This is a genomic window from uncultured Campylobacter sp. (assembly GCF_937981295.1).
Classification (GTDB): domain Bacteria; phylum Campylobacterota; class Campylobacteria; order Campylobacterales; family Campylobacteraceae; genus Campylobacter_B.
The window spans coordinates 1-1,452 of sequence record NZ_CALJPC010000055.1; the positions used below are offsets into that span (position 1 = coordinate 1).

Annotated in this window: 1 protein-coding gene; it reads left to right on the top strand. The window is 49.6% G+C overall.

Annotation, left to right across the window (positions count from 1 at the left end; translation table 11 throughout):
• The first annotated feature begins 60 nt into the window (after nt 1–60).
• Nucleotides 61–1,191 (top strand): WD40 repeat domain-containing protein, encoded by a 1,131-nt coding sequence (locus Q0135_RS04195; RefSeq protein WP_297988526.1) that lies wholly within the window; start codon nt 61–63, stop codon nt 1,189–1,191.
• Nucleotides 1,192–1,452: the final 261 nt, after the last annotated feature.

Here is a 1,452-nt window from a genome sequence, read left to right on the forward strand (position 1 = left end):
TTTAGCGGCTTTTAAGCGCCGCTTTGCGATAATTTTTAAAACTAATCCGCAGGAGTAAAAATGAAAAATTTAATAAATTTAAGCGGCGGTGACCGCCTAAATTTGCGCGTAGAGGGTCAAATTTTGCTAAGCGAGAGCATCAAAAACGGCAAAACTAGGCAGACGCAAAAGGAGTTTGAAAGCGCTGGCGAGGCGCAAAAAGCCTGCGCGAAAAAGGAGTGGGAGAGCCTAAAGAAGGGCTATGTCCTGCAAAATGCAAACGCGAAAGCGGGCGAAGCGAGTTTGCACGTCTATATCGGCGGCGGATACACGGGTGCGCTGGCCTTTGCAAGCACGGAAGGCGAGCTTTTTGTCTATAAATGCGGCGGCTACAAAGAGGGCGGCGCGCTGGATGACTTTCTCATCAGGCTGGACGCGAGCGGCGCCGTAAAGCAGCAGATCGTCCTGCCAAAGCCGCTTGCATGGCAGGCTGAGCGCGCGGGCGAGGTTTTGCTTTTGGATCTGGATCATTTTATCTTTAAATTTGACCCGGCAAGTGGCGAATTTAGCGATCTCTCTCAATGGTTGAGCTTTAAAAATAGCAAAGAATTTACGAGTTTTGTTTGCGCTGCGAAAGATACGGCGGCGTTTGCGATGTTCGGTCAAATTTTTACTCTGCGCGGCGGCGAGATTTCGCCTCTGGCCGAGTACAGATTCGAAATTAAAAGCTACACTCCGATCTTGTGCGCCGCGCTCGACGCTGACGGCACGCGACTTGCGCTTTGCTGCAAGCAAAACGAGATAAAAATTTTAAACACGCTAAACGGCAAAATTTTAAACGATACAAAAGGCGACTTCGGCATTTTTGATAAAATTTGCTTTTTAGCGGACGGCTCGGTGCTGGGCAAGGAGTGCTACGCGGGCAAGCTATTTTGCCTTGACGCTACAAGCGGCGAGCGGCTTAATCCTGCGTGGCTGCGAGGCGAATGCGCCGAGGCGGACGAGCTTTGCGTTAGCGCGGACGGTTCGAGACTCGCGCTAGTTAGCTACGACAAAGCCCGCATCATCGATCTAAAAAGCGGAAATTTGCAGCTTAGCTTTGAGCTCTCGCATGTCGTGAAGCGCTGCGAGGCGAAATTTGAGCGCATAAACGGCGAGGAATTTTTAGCCGTGCGCACCGACTACGGCTGCTTTAGTTTGTATCGCGTTTAAATTCCGTGAAATTTAAGCCGCAGGTGTAGGCTTCTACAGATTGCGCTTTTAAGGCGAGCGATCTCCTCTCGATCTTTTAATAGCGCGCCCGGTTTTGGGCCATTCGACACCCAAAGCGTAACGGCCTATATAAAATTGAATATCAGCGTTTCGATTGCGGCGGCGGCTTTGATAGAATTTTCGCTTGAATCAACAAAATAAGGCGCTTTTAATGCTAAATAGCGCCTGAAAAAGCTTAGCCGCTACGGCTTTAATATCATA

Bases quoted from the DNA above. Each gene is read 5' to 3' on its own strand.
- Q0135_RS04195 (WP_297988526.1), top strand. From the start codon at position 61: ATGAAAAATTTAATAAATTTAAGCGGCGGTGACCGCCTAAATTTGCGC.